Origin of the sequence: Rhodococcus sp. PvP016 (assembly GCF_017832185.1) — a bacterium.
In the GTDB taxonomy this organism is placed as follows: domain Bacteria; phylum Actinomycetota; class Actinomycetes; order Mycobacteriales; family Mycobacteriaceae; genus Rhodococcoides.
The window spans coordinates 3,254,575-3,269,039 of sequence record NZ_JAFIBH010000001.1 but is presented as its reverse complement, the minus strand read 5'-3'; the positions used below and the strand labels follow the sequence as shown (position 1 = coordinate 3,269,039).

Here is a 14,465-nt window from a genome sequence, read left to right as displayed (position 1 = left end):
GCCGTGGGGTGCAGCACATGGCCCACTTCGGCATGTACACCGCCGACACGGACGGCCGGGACGTGGTCGCGGTCCGTCCGCCGACGGGCGACGCCGATCCGTCCCCGATCCTGGGCAACGTTCCCGGGTCGGTGACCCATCGCTCGCGCATCCGTCGACCGGCGGTGCGCCGAGGCTGGCTCGAGAACGGTCCCGGGCCGTCCACCGAGCGTGGCGCCGACGCGTTCGTCGAGATGGAGTGGGACGAGTTCCTCCCCCTGCTCGCCGGCGAGTTCCGTCGAGTCCTGCGCGAGCACGGCAACGAGGCCGTCTTCGGTGGGTCCTACGGGTGGGGCAGCGCGGGCCGGTTCCACCACGCGCAGAGCCAGGTTCACCGGTTCCTGAACACCCTCGGTGGCTACACGCGGTCGGTGGGCAGCTACTCCCTCGGCGCCACCGGCACGATCATGCCGCGGGTCATGGGGACGCACTGGAAGATGTTCTCGCGCTCCACCTCGTGGGACGTGATCGCCGAGCACACCGATCTGCTGGTCGCGTTCGGTGGGGTTCCGCTGAAGAACACGTCGGTCAATCACGGTGGCACCAGCGATCATCCGACGCGCGACGCGCTGCATCGCCTCCGTGCGCGCGGCGGCCGCATCGTCTCGATCTCGCCGCTGCGGGACGACACCGACGGAGCGGCGGAGTGGATCGCACCCGTACCGGGGTCGGACGTCGCCCTCATGCTGGGGTTGGCACACGTGCTCGCCTCGGAGGGGTTGCACGACACCGCGTTCCTGCAGCGGTACACCACCGGGTACGACGTCTTCGAGCGCTACCTGCTCGGCGAGACGGACGGTGTCCCGAAGTCACCGGAGTGGGCGCAGAGTCTGACGGGCGTCCCGGCGTCGGACATCACCGCCCTGGCGCGGCGCATGGCTCGCGCCACCACGCTGGTCACCGTCACCTGGTCACTGCAGCGCATCCGCCACGGGGAGCAGGCGCCGTGGATGGGTCTCACGCTCGCCGCGATGCTCGGCGGCGTCGGTGTGCCCGGCGCGGGCTTCGGCCACGGCTACGGGTCGATGAACGAACCCGGCCTGGCACCCGTGCCGTATCCGCTGCCCACGCTGCCCCAGGGCCTCAACGCTGTGTCGACGTCGATTCCGGTCGCTGCGATCTCGGACATGCTGCTGAACCCGGGTGGGCGGTACGACGCGGACGGTACCTCGTCGACGTATCCGGACATCCGGCTGCTGCACTGGGCAGGCGGCAACCCGTTCCACCACCACCAGGACATCGGCCGGTTGCGCACCGCACTGGCTCGACCCGAGACCATCGTCGTGCACGAGCCGTACTGGACGCCGATGGCACGGCACGCGGACTTCGTGGTGCCGTCGACGACGACGCTCGAGCGCGACGACCTGAGCTGCACTCGCAACGACCCGCTGCTCGTCGCGATGCAGGCTGCCGTTCCGCCGTTCGCCGACAGCCGCGACGACTACGACACCTTCGCGCTGCTCGCCCGGGAGCTCGGCGTCGAGTACGAGTTCACGGAGGGGCGCTCGTCCGCCGACTGGCTGCGGCACCTCTACGAACAATGGCGACGTTTCGTGGCCGATGCGGGACGGGTGACGCCGCCCGTGTTCGACGAGTTCTGGACGGAGGGAACGTTCCGGATGGACACCGAGGACGGTCTCACGCTGCTGTCCGATTTTCGCGACGATCCCGAGCGAGCCCCCTTGCGGACACCGAGCGGGCGCATCGAGATCTTCTCGGCCGACATCGAGTCGTTCGGCTACGCCGACTGCGGGGGACACCCACGGTGGTACGCACCGGACGAGTGGCTGAACGGTGAACGCGCACAGTCGTTCCCGCTGCACCTGATCGCGAATCAACCGCGGACCCGGTTGCACAGCCAACTCGATCACGGCGCCGTGAGCCTCGCGTCGAAGATCCGGGGCCGAGAACCGATGCGGATGCATCCCGCGGACGCCGCGGCGCGCGGACTACGCGACGGCGACGTGGTGCGGGTGTTCAACGACCGTGGCTCGTGCCTTGCGGGGCTCGTCGTCGACGACCGCCTGCGCGAGCGTGTGGTGCAGCTGTCGACCGGCGCCTGGTACGACCCGCTCGATCCGTCGGACCCGCGCTCGATGTGCGTGCACGGCAACCCGAACGTGCTCACCGCCGACCGCGGAACGTCGTCGCTCGCGCAGGGATCCACCGGTCAGCACGTACTCGTGGACGTCGAGAAGTGGACCGGCGAACTGCCGGCGATCCGCGCGCACGATCAGCCGGAGTTCGTCGATCGTGGGGACGTGCGTCAGAAGTAGACGCGGCTGATGACCTGGGCGACCAGCGCGGGCTTCGTTGCACCCTCGATCTCGATGGTCGAATCGACGGTCATCTGCACCGCTCCGCCGTCCAGCCGATCCGCTGCGGCGAGGACCGCCGTCAGGCGAACGCGCGACCCGACGAGCACGGGATTGACGAAGCGAACCTTGTTGCTGCCGTAGTTGACTCCCATCGTGGAGTTCTCGACCGTGTAGGTCTGCCAGGACAGGGCCGGCAGCAGGGACAGCGTGAGGTATCCGTGGGCGACGGGACCGCCGAAGGGGCTCTCCTTCGCGGCGCGCTCGGGATCCACGTGGATCCACTGGTGGTCGCCGGTGGCGTCGGCGAACTGGTTCACGCGCTCCTGCGTGATCTCCAGCCAGTCGCTGGTGCCGATGGTCTCGCCGAGGGCGGACACGATGTCGTCCGCGGACGTGAAAGTACGCATGGAGCCGACACTAGCGGCGGCGAGCCGTTCTGCACAGAACCTCTGTCGGGGCGCCACATCCGGCCGCGCGGACCCGGCCTGTGTGCAGGCAGAGCGCAGTACGATGCGCCGATGACATCGCACCCGGAACCCACCGGCAGGCTCGAGCGCACCGAGACGGGTGTCGACCTCGTGCTGGAGCGCGTCCTGGACGTCTCGCTCGGGGACGTCTGGGACAGCATCACCGTCAGTGAGCGCACCGCGCGGTGGTACGGCAGCTGGGAGGGAAGGCCCGGGGCCGGCAGCACCGTGCGGGTGACGATGGGGTTCGAGGAGAACGCACCCGCCTCCGACCTGACGATCCTGGCGTGTGACGCCCCGCGGTATCTCGCTCTGGAGTCCGACGGGTGGACGTTCGACGTGACGCTCAGGGCCACGGGAGACGGGACCACGCTGACGTTCCGTCACCACCTGACGACGACGGACGGCCTCGAGGACATCGGCCCCGGGTGGGAGTACTACCTCGACGTGCTGGTCTCCACACACGTGAACGGGTGGTCGCCGTCCTTCGACGACTACCACCCGTCCCAGTGTGGGTACTACGGCTCGCTCAGCCCTTCGGCTCCAGCGTGAGCGAGATCGAGTTGATGCAGTACCGCTGATCGGTCGGGGTGGGGTAGCCCTCGCCCTCGAAGACGTGGCCGAGGTGGCTGTGGCAGTTGCTGCACAGAACCTCGGTGCGCTTCATGCCCATCGACCGGTCGACCTTCAGGATCACGGCGTCGGTGTCCTTGGGATCGAAGAAGGACGGCCACCCGCAGTGGGACTCGAACTTCTCGGTGCTGCGGAACAGTTCGGCGTCACAGGCACGGCACTTGTAGACGCCCTCGGTGGTGGTGTCGGTGTACTCACCGACGAACGGCCGTTCGGTGCCGGCCTTGCGCAGCACGGCGTACTCGGCTGCGGTGAGCTTGGTACGCCACTCGTCGTCGGACAGCTCGAACGTGGGCTTCTTTTCTGGTGCGGAACTCATGCCTCCACGCTAATGCGTGGCCGCGGTTCCTGCTGTCGTCGCAGGTACAGGCTTCGGCGAGGTCGTGTTCTCGTCGAGCAGGAACGCCGGATCGATGCCGCCGTCCAGCCGGCCCTCGCGGCGCGCGGTGAGATAGCGACCGACGAGCACGGCGAAGATCACGATGATGATCAGCGACCAACCCCACGTCGTGCGGAGGTATTCGATGGAGCGCCCGAACTCCGGGAAACGGCCGACGAGCCAGCTGTCGTAGCTGAGGAATCCGTACACGGCGAGCCACGCCGGCCAGTTGCGCATCACCGAGTTGCGCAGCACCACCGACATGATCAGCGGGAACAGCATCATCGAGTAGTACATCTGGCCCAGCGACGCGAGCAGGAACGAGGCGACCAGCAGCAACCCACCCGCGGTGGTCACGAAGAACAGTTCGTCGTGGCGGTAGTACTTCCACAGCAACCACAGGGACACGAGCACCATCACGGCGAACACGGCTCGGAGCGCCAGCACCAGCGCGGTCGGCAGTCCGTAGTAGAGGCCGTTACCGACGATCGCGCTGTTGAAGTAGTCCCGCGTCTCGAGGAGGTAGGGCACCGTGTGGGAGACGAAGGCCATCGGGTCGACCGACAGCGGGAGGGCGAGCAGCGTCAGAACGACCGGGATACCGACGGCGGTGACGAAGACGCGCCACTCCTTGCGGACGAGCGGCAGCAGAAGCAGCGGTGCGAGCGTCGGTTTGACGGCGATCGTCAGGCCGATGGCGGCGCCGGACCAGTACGGGTGCCGCCTCAGCAGCAGCATCATGAACAGCACTTCGCCGAGCAGGATCAGGCCGTTGATGTTGGTGAAGATCAGTGTGTTGGTGACGGTCTCGGTGGAGAACGCGGCGAGCAGCACCACCGGTGCGGCCACCGACGACAGGCCGAGCTGGAACATGCGGAGCAGCAGGTAGAGCGCGACGATCACGGCGACGGCGTTGACGCCGATGAACAACCAGCGTGACCGCTCGGGGTCCAGCACGGCCAGCGGCGCGATGATCAGCGTCCCGCTCGGGGGATAGAGATAGTGCGGGTCGACCGAGTCGAAGTTCGCCGTGTAGACCTCGCGCCGGTTCAGGAATGCCAACGCGGCGTTGTAGACCGGGCGGAAATCGTCGGTGATGTTGCCGTTGACGGCCTTGACGATCACGCGATTGAGGACCGTCAGGATGGCGATGGGCCACAACGCGAAACGGATCACCTGCGCGGTGGTCTCACCTGTTCGCGGTTCGAGATGACGGAACGACACCCGGAGACGGTACCCCGGCAACTAGGCCGGACACGCATTACCGCCTTCCGGCACGTCGCCCGTTTCGAGGTACGTCGCGACGGCCGCGCGCCCGCACCCGGAGCCCACCGACACGGGGTGTCCGATGCCGTCCCAGGTGATCGTCGTGGTGGCCGCGCCGGCGGCACCCAGCGCTCCCGTGACCGCCGGGAGCGGCTCCGTACCGGTGACGGCGTCGGCGTTCCCGCTGAGAACCAGGACCGGGAGCCCCAGGGTGGAGGGGACGGGCGGCGGGGTGGTCGCCGGCCACGCCGAGCAGGTGAGCAGGTTCAACGCCGCCGTCGCACCGAACGCCGGGTACTGGCCCGACCACGACGTCTGCAGCTCGCGGACCCGGTCGGGCGCGGGCCACTGCTGGCCGTCGGTGCAGCGGCTCACGAAATGACCGTCGGTCTCGGTCAGGGCGCGCACCTCGTCGACCGCGTCGTCGAGTGCGGTGGTGTTCCCCGCGAGGGCACCTGCCACCGTGTCCGACGTGGAGCGCACCCGCTCGGCGCCGTCGGCGGTGGACGGATATGCCAGCAGGTGGACGACTGCCTGTCGAACGGTGGCGCCGGACAGCGGTGCGAGGTCACCGGCGTCGGCGCGACGGAACAGCTCCACCACCTGTGATCGCGGATCCGCCCCGAGCGAGCATCCGGCGGCGGCGCATCGGGTGGCGAACGCCGTCAGGGCGGCCTCCTCCCCGCGCACGGTCTGCTCGGCGCTGGTGACGGCATCGGTGATGACGCTGGTGGGGGAGTCGAGGACGAGGCGGGCGACGTGGTCGCCGTACGCGGCCGCGTATCCGAGCGCGACGAGGGCGCCGTTGCCCGATCCCAGGAACGACAGGGCCCGCACTCCCCACGCCTCCCGGAGCGCCTCGAGGTCGTCGGCGCTGTTGGTGACCCCGAAGATGAGTGCCTCGGGAAGCAGGAAGTCGGTGCATGCGATCGTCGCCTCGCGGGCGAGGGTCGCGACCTTGTCGGCCGCGTCGGTGCCGGGTGAGTACTGCCCGAGGTCGGTCAGCGCGTCGCGGGTGGACGTGGCACCCGAGTAGCAGTCGAACGGCGCGGAGTTGCCGATGCCGCGCCGATCGACACCGACGATCGGGTGGGCGTCGAGGAGCGCTGTGTCCGGCTGCGCGGCGAGCGCCGCCATGTCCGCGGACGACGGCCGATCGGTGCCGGACGTGTAGACCAACGGCGCCGCGTCCGCCGGCGTGGCGGCCGTGCGTACGCGGACCGCAGAGAGTTCGAACGTGCCGTCCGAGGCGACGGTGCGGTCGATGGGCGCGGGGAACGTCGCGCAGTCCACCAGCACTCCCGGTGCGGCCGTGATCCCGCGAGCCGCAGTGGCGCGGGCCGTGCAGTCGGTCCAGTTCAGGTCGGTGACCGGTGCCTCGAGGGGAGGCGGTCCCTCGTCGGTGGGTTCGGTCGTCGCGGGCCCGCCGTCCGACCCGGCCGATCCACCCTCGATCGCCACGTCCGGACGCGTCGACGGTCCGGCCCCGCACGCGGCGGCGACCACGACGACGGCCGTCAGGGCGGCGAGCCGTGACCCGAACCTCGACATCTGCATACGTTCAGCGTGCCATCTCGCGCGCACGTACCCAGCGCACCAGGATGGTTCCGTCGTCGTCGAGCAGGATGTGGCCCGGGGTCATCGGGCGGTCGACGGCGGCGTCGGACGTGGCCATCCGGCCCGAGGTCCCGGCGCTGAGGGTGGGCGAGGTGGTCACGCAGACCTCGTCGACGACATCTGCTGCGAGAAGCGATCCGAAGAGTCCGGGCCCGCCCTCGCACAGCACTCGCTGCAGGCCGAGGTCCTGCAGCAGTGCGACCACGACGTCGCCGGTGAGGTCGCCGTCGGCGCGGACGACGGTGAGCCCGGCGTCGCGCAGTGCCTGCACCTTGTCCTCGGGCGCGTGCGAGGTGGTCAGAACGATCGGCGGTACCTCCGCGCCGGTGACGAGCGTGGACTCGGGGTCGACGCTCGCCGAGCCGGTCACCACGACGATCGGGGGGACCTCGCTCTGACCGCGCGCGGTGCGCGCGGCGCGCACCGCGTCGGACACCTCGACACCGCCGTAGTTCTCTGCCGTGACGGTGCCCGATCCCACCAGGACGGCATCGGCCAGCGCGCGAAGCTCGCCGAAGACCGCCTTGTCGGCAGGGGTCCCCAGGCCACCGGACACCCCGTCCTGCGACACCGCACCGTCGATGCCCGCCACGAAGTTGACGCGGATCCAGGGGGAGTGGAGTTCGGCCGGATACGCGTAGAGATCGGTGAGATCGTCGTCGGTCACTGTGAGGTAGGTCCCATTATCGATACGCTGCACAAAAGCCATCACACCACGTCGTTAACCTCGACCCATGCCACAACGCCTCGTCGACCGCGATCCCGTGGTGCCCGCCGACCAGCTGATCGCCCAGATGGTGCCGCCGGCGATGTTCGACGACGTGAGTTTCGCGTCCTACATCCCCGACCCGAACGAGCCCACGCAGGCCGAGGCCGTGCGCAAGGCGGAGGAGTTCGCCGGCAAGGTCGCGAAGATCCGGTCCGGCGGGAAGCGCGGCCTGTTCGGGAAGAAGACCCCGGCCTCCGGCGCGGGTCTGTATCTCGACGGCGGGTTCGGTGTCGGCAAGACCCACCTGCTGGCGTCGATCTTCCACGCGTCGCCGGAGCCCAAGGCGTTCGGCACCTTCGTCGAGCTGACGCACGTCGTCGGAGCTCTCGGATTCACGAAGGCGCTCGACGAGCTGTCCGGGCACAGCGTGCTGTGCATCGACGAGTTCGAGCTCGACGATCCGGGCGACACGATGCTGGTGTCCCGGTTGCTCACCGAGCTGGCCGCCACGGGCGTCTCCATCGTCGCGACGTCCAACACGCTGCCCGGCCAGTTGGGCGAGGGCCGCTTCGCCGCTCAGGACTTCCTGCGTGAGATCAAGAAGCTCGGCTCGATCTTCGAGTCCATTCGTGTCGACGGTCCCGACTACCGGCACCGCGACCTGCCCCCGGCTCCGGACCCGATCGGCGCGGACCAGATCGAGGCCGCCGCGGCGGCCGTCGAGGGATCGACGCTCGACGATTTCGACGCGTTGGTGAAGCATCTCAGTACCCTGCACCCGTCGCGCTACGGGAAGCTGATCGACGGTGTCACGGCAGTCTTCATCGAGAACGTCCACGCGGCACCCGACCAGTCCGTGGCGCTGCGCCTCGTCGTGCTGGCCGACCGCCTGTACGACGCGGGTACGCCGGTCACCGTGTCGGGTGCGAAGCTCGACGAGCTCTTCACCGAGGAGATGCTCCAGGGCGGATACCGGAAGAAGTACCTGCGCGCGACATCGCGACTGCTGGCGCTCTCGCGCTTCGCCTCCGTCTGAGTCGGCGTCAGGTGAGGTCGCGCTGCATGACGAAGTCCTCGTGCAGCACGGCTCCCAGCGCGAAACGCTTCTCTCCCAGCTGCCGGAAACCGCGACGCCGATAGAACGCCAGCGCGCGGGCGTTCTGCTGGTTCACTCCGAGCCACAGCGCGCTGCGGCCGAGCAGTCGAGCCTCGTCCGCGGCCGACTCCATCAGTGCTGCAGCAACTCCCGTGCCGTGCGCGGCAGGGTCGCTGTACATCTTGCTCACCTCCACGGCGTCTGTGGCCGTGAGGGCTCTCGACACGTCCGGGTCGGTCGACGCAGACAGGATCAGCATCGTGTACCCGACCACTGCGGTGCCCTGCGGAGCCACGCGCACGATGCGGTCGTCGTCGTCGAGGTAGGCGTGGAACGCCGACTCCGACAGCACGGTCGCCATGAAGTGGTCGATGTCTTCCTGCAGGGTTCCCGGTGGACACGCCAGGGGGAAGGTTCGTGCCGCCAGATCGGCGAGGGTCGGCACGTCGGCGTGCGTGGCGCGTCTCGTGGGCTGTGTCGCCACCAGTCAGGCCGATCGAGGGTGGCCGGCGTGGGGGCGGTCCGCCGCCTCCACGGCGTCCACCACGTTCTTCGCCTGTCGCAGAGGCATTCCCGTGCGATCGCGCAGCAGCGACATCGCCTGCGCCGGCTTGCGAGCGTGCACCAGAGCGGCCACGGCGGTGTGCGTCTCGGCGTCGACGGGATGACGGTCGACGGTCTCCGTCCGTGCGGCGGCGGTGCGGTGTCGCAGCGCGAACCAGGTGACGACGACGGCGAGATCGATGACCACGAGAGCCACGACGAACCAACCCCAGGTAGGCATGTGGCAAGTCAATCACCCTGCGCCGGACGCACACGGCGATTCGAGTGATCGACGGCCGTTCGTCGTTGTGTCTTCTCACTCGCGGCGCCGAAGACGTGTCGTTCACGACACCGGACGATCGGGTAGGCGGAGGATGAACGACAGCGACGCATGCGACGCACGAGTGTGACGACGAGAGGATCGACATGAGCGAACAGATGACGCTGCAGTACTTCACGGGTCGCGTGGACCGAGTCAAGGCAGCGGTTCAGAAGGCCGTCGACGAGGCCGGCGCGTACGGCAGCGATCAGCTGGTGGCGGATTTCGAGTGGATCCAGTACGCCCACGATCACGTGCACGTGACGACGCGCGACGAGGTGGACTACGTCGACGACGAGACGACGACGCGGCACCTCGACGAGCTGTTCGAGCGGTATCGCGTGGGATGAGGCGGAACGCACGAAGCCCCCGTCCGAGGACGGGGGCTTCGTGTGATGGTGCGCGATACTGGGATTGAACCAGTGACCTCTTCCGTGTCAGGGAAGCGCTCTCCCGCTGAGCTAATCGCGCGGGACCCGGTGACGGGTGACGAGGTGGAGACGGGAATCGAACCCGTGTGCACGGCTTTGCAGGCCGTTGCCTCACCACTCGGCCACTCCACCGTGGTGACGAGAACCCCGGCTCGTGAGAACCGAGGACTCGATACCCTCGAGCGGACGACGGGATTCGAACCCGCGACCCCAACCTTGGCAAGGTTGTGCGCTACCAGCTGCGCCACGTCCGCACACTCCTCGGTGGCGTTTCCGCCTCCGTGGTGCGGTTCGAAACATTAGCCCACGTCGGCCGGAAGTCACAAATCCGCTGTTCACATCGTGTTTCCCTGCCGTCACTCCTGTCACGACCGCCGCAGGGTCGGTCGGTCGCAGCAGTGGCCGGCGGCGGTCGGGGTCCGTGTTGGGAGCACCCTCGGAGACGTGTTAACGTTTCCCCTCGTTCGGACGGCGTGCTCGCACGCGGCCCGGTCCCGTGGCTCAGTGGAAGAGCGTCCCGTTCACACCGGGAAGGTCGCTGGTTCGATCCCAGCCGGGACCACAGAGAAGACGACAGGCCCTCGCAGCAGCGGGGGCCTTTCGCCGTTCCTGGGCCGGTGCCCCCGGGTATGGTGACCTGGTGAGTACCGACAAGGCCCCCGCAGACAGGGTCGCCCCCGCAGAGCGAGCAGCGACTGCCGACCCGTCCGCGGTGACGGACTCCGGATCGCGTGAGCGCGGCGACGGCGAGCGCGACGAGCGCAGCCGGTACCGCGAGTGGCGTGACGGCATCGCCTCGCGGCCGACCGTGGACCGTGCCTACCGCATCGCGGTCGCCGCGGTGGGAACCGTCGTCCTCGCCCTCGGCATCGTCGCCATCCCTTATCCCGGTCCCGGTTGGCTCATCGTCTTCGCCGGTCTCGGCATCCTCGCCTCCGAGTTCGCATGGGCCAAGACAGTCCTGCACTGGGTGCGCGCGCGGTACGACACGTTCATGGAGTGGTTCGGTCGACAGAACATCGTCGTCAAGGGACTCGGCGCACTGTTGACCACCGTCGTCGTACTCGCCACGCTGTGGCTGCTCGGCGCACTCGAGCTGGTCGCCGGCTGGGTGGGCCTGGACTGGGCGTGGCTGCAGAGCCCACTCTGACCGCCGCGGACATCGTCACGCGCACCGCGCGGGCGCTCCCGTGGACCGCGAACCTCATGATGGTCCCGCCCGGGGACGGCTGGAACATCGCGGATCCCGCGCTTCTCGACGTCGCGCTCGCTCGGTCCGCCGCGCGGTGGCCGGACGTCTCGGACACCACGGGCGCGACGCTGTGGTGGTACGGCTCCAGTTCGACGGTCGCACTGGTCCTCGGCGCGCAGATCCTCGTCACCGGACACTGCGTCGACCCGACGGCCCCCGATGCGGTGACGGCGATCGGCGACACCGGGACCGTCGCCGCGCTGACGTCGCCCACGGTGGCGCCGTCCGCGGACACAGCCATGGCCGACCTGGTCGAGCGCATGGTCGGAGGTCTCGCGCAGCGCGTACCGGGGCTGTCGGCGCCGAGTCTGTGGGCGATCGCCTCGGATTCCGTGGCCAACCGGGTGCTCGACGTGGCGTCCGCACTCGGACGCGTGGCCGACGCCACTGCGGCCGCGCGGCTCCTCACGTCGCAGTCTCGGACGCATCGGTTCCCCGAACCGCGTTTCGTGGACGTGACGGCGGACGCGATCGTCACGCCGGCGACCGGGAGTGCGCCGGATGCACACTCTCGCCGCGTCGTCCGTCGCGGATCGTGCTGTCTGGTCTTCGAGGCCGGGGTCGACATGTGCGTCAGCTGCCCGCGTCGCGCCCCCGAGGACAGAGCCCGACGGTGGTCGGCGCTTCTCTGACGCGCCAGGCGTTCGGGCGAGGTGTCTGCCGCGTCTCCGATGCCGATACGCTGTGCACGACACCCGACCCACCCCTGTCGCTGCCGCCCCACGCGGGCGGCACCGACCCACGTCCGTAGGAGCGCATCACCGTGAGCATGCCCGATTCCGCTGTCCTCGCACCTCGCATCAGCGTGGCCGCAGGGACGACCGCCGGAACGGCGCTGCGCGACACCGGCCTTCCCAACAAGGGGCCGGACGCCATCGTGGTGGTCCGGGACGAGGAGGGACGACTGCGCGACCTGTCGTGGGCGCCCGAGGCGGACACCGAGGTCGAGCCCGTGCGCGCCGACAGTGAGGACGGCCGCAGCGTCATCCGCCACTCGGCCGCGCACGTGCTGGCCCAGGCGGTCCAGGAGATGTTCCCGAACGCGAAGCTGGGTATCGGCCCGCCCATCGAGAACGGCTTCTACTACGACTTCGACGTGGAGAACCCGTTCACGCCGGAGGACCTGACCAAGCTCGAGAAGAAGATGAAGCAGATCATCAAGAGTGGTCAGCGCTTCTCACGGCGCGTCTACGACTCTCTCGACGCCGCCAAGGCCGAGCTGGCCGACGAGCCGTACAAGCTCGAACTCGTCGACGACAAGGGCTCGGTCGACGATCCCGAGGTCATGGAGGTGGGTGGGGGAGAGCTCACCGCCTACGACAACCTGAACCCGCGGACCGGCGATCGCGAGTGGGGCGATCTGTGCCGCGGCCCGCACGTGCCCACCACCAAGTACATTCCGGCGTTCAAGCTCACGCGCAGCTCGGCCGCGTACTGGCGCGGCGATCAGTCGAAGGCCGATCTGCAGCGCGTGTACGGCACCGCGTGGGAGTCGCAGGAGGCGCTCGACGCGTACCTCGAACTGCTCGCGGAGGCCGAGCGTCGCGATCACCGCAAGCTGGGGTCGGAGCTGGACCTGTTCAGCTTCCCCGACGAGTTGGGATCCGGCCTGCCGGTGTTCCATCCGAAGGGCGGCATCGTCCGCAAGGAGCTCGAGGACTACTCACGCCAGCGCCATGTCGAGCAGGGCTACGAGTTCGTCTACTCACCGCACATCACCAAGAGCACGCTGTACGAGGTCTCCGGTCACCTCGACTGGTACAAGGACGGCATGTTCCCCGCGATGCATCTCGACGCGGAGCTGGCCGAGGACGGCACGGTGCGCAAGCCCGGCCAGGACTACTACCTCAAGCCGATGAACTGCCCGATGCACAACCTGATCTTCGACTCCCGCGGCCGCTCCTACCGCGAGCTTCCGTTGCGGCTCTTCGAGTTCGGGTCGGTGTACCGCTACGAGAAGTCGGGCGTCATCCACGGGCTGACCCGAGTGCGCGGCATGACGCAGGACGATGCCCACATCTACTGCACCCGTGAGCAGATGCACGACGAGCTCACGAACACCCTGAACTTCGTCCTCGGACTGTTGAAGGACTACGGCCTCGACGATTTCTACCTCGAGTTGTCGACCCGCAACCCCGACAAGTCCGTCGGCTCCGACGAGGTGTGGGAGGAGGCCACCGCCACCCTCGCCGAGGTCGCCGCGGCCTCCGGGCTGCACCTCGTTCCCGATCCGGGCGGCGCCGCGTTCTACGGGCCCAAGATCTCGGTGCAGGCGAAGGATGCGCTCGGCCGGACGTGGCAGATGTCGACCATTCAGCTCGACTTCAACCTGCCCGACCGTTTCGGCCTCGAGTACACCGGCAACGACGGTGTGAAGACGCGCCCGGTCATGATCCACCGCGCACTGTTCGGTTCCATCGAACGCTTCTTCGGCGTGCTGACCGAGCACTACGCGGGTGCCTTCCCGGCGTGGCTCGCCCCCGTGCAGGTGGTGGGCATCCCCGTCGCCGAGGCGTACGCGGACCACCTCTTCGGTGTGATCGCCGCGCTGCGGAAGGCGGGAATCCGAGCCGAGGTCGACGCCAGTGACGACCGCATGCAGAAGAAGATCCGCAACCACACCACGCAGAAGGTGCCGTTCATGCTGCTGGCCGGGCAGAACGACGCGGATGCCGGTGCGGTGAGCTTCCGCTTCCGTGACGGCACTCAGATCAACGGTGTCCCTGTCGACGACGCGGTCGCGGCGGTGGCCTCGTGGGTGGCGCAGCGCCGCAACGAGTCCCCGACGGCGGACACCTTCGACACCATCCCCGGTGGGAGTGACGGAGCATGAGCGAGGACGACGCCACCGCCGACGCGGGAGCCATCGTGGACACCGGGACGGGTGACGAGGACCGCCTGCAGCGGCTCTGGTCCCCGCACCGGATGTCCTACATCGCGACGGCTCCCAAGGTCGACGACAAGATGGCGTCGGAGCCGTTCACTCAGATTCCCACGCTGGAGGACGAGGACGGGCTCATCGTCGCGCGCGGGGAGCACGTGTACGCGGTGCTGAATCTCTACCCGTACAACCCGGGTCACCTGATGGTGGTGCCGTACCGCAAGGTGGCCGACCTCGAGGACCTCACGGACGAGGAGAGCGTGGAGCTGATGCGGTTCACGCAGCACGCGATCCGCACGATGAAGCGCGTCTCGCGTCCGCACGGGTTCAACGTCGGCCTCAATCTCGGTGCGCCCGCAGGCGGTTCGCTCGCCGAACACCTGCACCAGCACGTCGTCCCGCGGTGGGGCGGAGACGCCAACTTCATCACCGTCATCGGCGGCGCGAAGGTCATGCCGCAACTCCTCCGAGACACTCGCGCATTGCTCGCCGCCGCGTGGAAGGACTGACTCCGT

At 68.6% G+C, this 14,465-nt stretch carries 15 protein-coding genes and 4 tRNA genes; 9 read left to right on the top strand and 10 right to left on the bottom strand.

The window, feature by feature from the left end; translation table 11 throughout:
* The first annotated feature begins 17 nt into the window (after positions 1-17).
* Complete coding sequence (locus tag JOE30_RS15200; RefSeq protein ID WP_204867630.1) at positions 18-2,315, top strand: molybdopterin-dependent oxidoreductase; 2,298 nt, start codon at positions 18-20, stop codon at positions 2,313-2,315.
* Here JOE30_RS15200 and JOE30_RS15195 read toward each other — a convergent pair.
* A complete protein-coding gene (locus JOE30_RS15195; RefSeq protein WP_056444801.1) occupies positions 2,306-2,764 on the bottom strand; it encodes a MaoC family dehydratase in 459 nt (152 codons plus the stop codon). The two genes, JOE30_RS15200 and JOE30_RS15195, sit on opposite strands and share 10 nt — an antisense overlap.
* Before the next feature lie 111 nt (positions 2,765-2,875).
* Between JOE30_RS15195 and JOE30_RS15190 the strand changes: the two genes are divergently transcribed.
* A complete protein-coding gene (locus tag JOE30_RS15190) occupies positions 2,876-3,376 on the top strand; it encodes an SRPBCC domain-containing protein (RefSeq protein WP_204867628.1) in 501 nt (166 codons plus the stop codon).
* Here JOE30_RS15190 and msrB read toward each other — a convergent pair.
* Genes msrB through JOE30_RS15170 form a run of 4 tightly spaced genes read right to left on the bottom strand, consistent with a single transcriptional unit; the run spans position 3,354 to position 7,428 of the window.
* Positions 3,354-3,776, bottom strand: a complete 423-nt coding sequence (gene msrB, locus JOE30_RS15185; RefSeq protein ID WP_027505209.1) for a peptide-methionine (R)-S-oxide reductase MsrB — start codon at positions 3,774-3,776, stop codon at positions 3,354-3,356. The genes JOE30_RS15190 and msrB overlap by 23 nt on opposite strands.
* A 9-nt stretch (positions 3,777-3,785) precedes the next feature.
* Complete coding sequence (locus JOE30_RS15180) at positions 3,786-5,060, bottom strand: glycosyltransferase family 87 protein (RefSeq protein ID WP_204867626.1); 1,275 nt, start codon at positions 5,058-5,060, stop codon at positions 3,786-3,788.
* 21 nt (positions 5,061-5,081) lie between these two features.
* The gene (locus JOE30_RS15175; RefSeq protein WP_239532388.1) at positions 5,082-6,659 is read right to left on the bottom strand and encodes an alpha/beta hydrolase; all 1,578 of its coding nucleotides are present in this window, start codon (positions 6,657-6,659) and stop codon (positions 5,082-5,084) included.
* Positions 6,660-6,663: 4 nt separating this feature from the next.
* Positions 6,664-7,428, bottom strand: coding sequence for a pyrimidine reductase family protein (locus JOE30_RS15170; RefSeq protein ID WP_204867624.1), 765 nt, complete (start codon positions 7,426-7,428; stop codon positions 6,664-6,666).
* A gap of 25 nt (positions 7,429-7,453) precedes the next feature.
* Here JOE30_RS15170 and zapE point away from each other — a divergent pair, with 25 nt between their 5' ends.
* Entirely contained in the window at positions 7,454-8,464 is a 1,011-nt protein-coding gene (gene zapE, locus JOE30_RS15165; RefSeq protein WP_204867621.1) for a cell division protein ZapE, read from the top strand.
* A gap of 7 nt (positions 8,465-8,471) precedes the next feature.
* On the opposite strand, the gene JOE30_RS15160 is transcribed toward zapE, so the two are convergent.
* Positions 8,472-8,969: a GNAT family N-acetyltransferase gene (locus JOE30_RS15160; RefSeq protein WP_307806194.1), complete on the bottom strand. Its 498-nt coding sequence runs from the start codon at positions 8,967-8,969 to the stop codon at positions 8,472-8,474.
* A gap of 42 nt (positions 8,970-9,011) precedes the next feature.
* Entirely contained in the window at positions 9,012-9,308 is a 297-nt protein-coding gene (locus JOE30_RS15155) for a hypothetical protein (RefSeq protein ID WP_204867619.1), read from the bottom strand.
* Positions 9,309-9,493: 185 nt separating this feature from the next.
* Here JOE30_RS15155 and JOE30_RS15150 point away from each other — a divergent pair, with 185 nt between their 5' ends.
* Positions 9,494-9,736 carry a hypothetical protein gene (locus tag JOE30_RS15150; RefSeq protein WP_204867617.1) on the top strand — a complete coding sequence of 81 codons (243 nt, stop codon included), beginning with the start codon at positions 9,494-9,496 and terminating at the stop codon, positions 9,734-9,736.
* 46 nt (positions 9,737-9,782) lie between these two features.
* Here JOE30_RS15150 and JOE30_RS15145 read toward each other — a convergent pair.
* The 3 genes from JOE30_RS15145 to JOE30_RS15135 form a co-directional block, all read right to left on the bottom strand.
* Positions 9,783-9,857: transfer RNA gene (locus JOE30_RS15145), tRNA-Val, on the bottom strand.
* 21 nt (positions 9,858-9,878) lie between these two features.
* Positions 9,879-9,949: transfer RNA gene (locus JOE30_RS15140), tRNA-Cys, on the bottom strand.
* Between the two features lie 49 nt (positions 9,950-9,998).
* Positions 9,999-10,071: transfer RNA gene (locus tag JOE30_RS15135), tRNA-Gly, on the bottom strand.
* A 236-nt stretch (positions 10,072-10,307) separates the two neighbouring features.
* Here JOE30_RS15135 and JOE30_RS15130 point away from each other — a divergent pair.
* From JOE30_RS15130 to JOE30_RS15110, 5 genes are all read left to right on the top strand, one after another.
* Positions 10,308-10,379: transfer RNA gene (locus JOE30_RS15130), tRNA-Val, on the top strand.
* A 150-nt stretch (positions 10,380-10,529) separates the two neighbouring features.
* Positions 10,530-10,967, top strand: a complete 438-nt coding sequence (locus JOE30_RS15125) for a TIGR02611 family protein (protein WP_204870432.1) — start codon at positions 10,530-10,532, stop codon at positions 10,965-10,967.
* Positions 10,946-11,701 (top strand): (2Fe-2S)-binding protein, encoded by a 756-nt coding sequence (locus tag JOE30_RS21695; protein WP_204867615.1) that lies wholly within the window; start codon positions 10,946-10,948, stop codon positions 11,699-11,701. The genes JOE30_RS15125 and JOE30_RS21695 overlap by 22 nt, the downstream gene beginning before the upstream one ends.
* 137 nt (positions 11,702-11,838) lie before the next feature.
* Positions 11,839-13,902, top strand: a complete 2,064-nt coding sequence (gene thrS / locus JOE30_RS15115) for a threonine--tRNA ligase (protein ID WP_204870431.1) — start codon at positions 11,839-11,841, stop codon at positions 13,900-13,902.
* Positions 13,899-14,459 carry an HIT domain-containing protein gene (locus JOE30_RS15110; RefSeq protein WP_027505217.1) on the top strand — a complete coding sequence of 187 codons (561 nt, stop codon included), beginning with the start codon at positions 13,899-13,901 and terminating at the stop codon, positions 14,457-14,459. Before thrS ends, JOE30_RS15110 begins: the two co-directional genes overlap by 4 nt.
* Positions 14,460-14,465 lie beyond the last annotated feature (6 nt).

What these genes read in the sequence shown, in the direction of transcription:
- JOE30_RS15190 (WP_204867628.1), top strand. Translation starts at nt 2,876, where the DNA reads ATGACATCGCACCCGGAACCCACCGGCAGGCTCGAGCGCACCGAGACG.
- JOE30_RS15150 (WP_204867617.1), top strand. Translation starts at nt 9,494, where the DNA reads ATGAGCGAACAGATGACGCTGCAGTACTTCACGGGTCGCGTGGACCGA.
- msrB (WP_027505209.1), bottom strand. Translation starts at nt 3,776, where the DNA reads ATGAGTTCCGCACCAGAAAAGAAGCCCACGTTCGAGCTGTCCGACGAC.
- JOE30_RS15175 (WP_239532388.1), bottom strand. Translation starts at nt 6,659, where the DNA reads ATGCAGATGTCGAGGTTCGGGTCACGGCTCGCCGCCCTGACGGCCGTC.
- JOE30_RS15155 (WP_204867619.1), bottom strand. Translation starts at nt 9,308, where the DNA reads ATGCCTACCTGGGGTTGGTTCGTCGTGGCTCTCGTGGTCATCGATCTC.
- JOE30_RS15200 (WP_204867630.1), top strand. Translation starts at nt 18, where the DNA reads ATGGCCCACTTCGGCATGTACACCGCCGACACGGACGGCCGGGACGTG.
- JOE30_RS15195 (WP_056444801.1), bottom strand. Translation starts at nt 2,764, where the DNA reads ATGCGTACTTTCACGTCCGCGGACGACATCGTGTCCGCCCTCGGCGAG.
- JOE30_RS15110 (WP_027505217.1), top strand. Translation starts at nt 13,899, where the DNA reads ATGAGCGAGGACGACGCCACCGCCGACGCGGGAGCCATCGTGGACACC.
- JOE30_RS15170 (WP_204867624.1), bottom strand. Translation starts at nt 7,428, where the DNA reads ATGGCTTTTGTGCAGCGTATCGATAATGGGACCTACCTCACAGTGACC.
- zapE (WP_204867621.1), top strand. Translation starts at nt 7,454, where the DNA reads ATGCCACAACGCCTCGTCGACCGCGATCCCGTGGTGCCCGCCGACCAG.
- thrS (WP_204870431.1), top strand. Translation starts at nt 11,839, where the DNA reads ATGCCCGATTCCGCTGTCCTCGCACCTCGCATCAGCGTGGCCGCAGGG.